The organism is Thiorhodococcus minor (assembly GCF_010820565.1).
In the GTDB taxonomy this organism is placed as follows: Bacteria; Pseudomonadota; Gammaproteobacteria; order Chromatiales; family Chromatiaceae; genus Thiorhodococcus; species Thiorhodococcus minor.
This window is the reverse complement of the sequence record NZ_JAAIJQ010000387.1, coordinates 1-309: the sequence shown is the minus strand read 5'-3', so window position 1 is coordinate 309 and position 309 is coordinate 1. Positions and strand designations below refer to the sequence as shown.

Here is a 309-nt window from a genome sequence, read left to right as displayed (position 1 = left end):
CGCCGGTGAGCTGTGGATGAGCGATGTCATGCACGGACCCGCTGTGGTGGTCGGCGAGCGCGTCAAGCGTAAGACCTCTCTGATCGCCTTCATCGACGACGCCACGCGGGTGATTCCCCATGCCGCCTTTGCCCTGTCGGAGAACACCGCCAGCTTTCTGCCGGTGCTCGAGCAGGCGATCCTGCGTCGCGGGCTGCCACAGAAGTTGTTCGTCGACAATGGCGCCAACGACCGCTCCAAGCACCTCGCGCTCGTTTGCGCCAAGCTCGGCATCGCCCTCATTCATGCCCGGCCCTATCAGCCCCAGGG

1 protein-coding gene is annotated in these 309 nt (G+C 65.0%); it reads left to right on the top strand.

The window, feature by feature from the left end:
* A partial coding sequence (locus G3446_RS27405) for a DDE-type integrase/transposase/recombinase (protein WP_164456771.1) occupies positions 1 to 309 on the top strand: 309 nt, incomplete at both ends.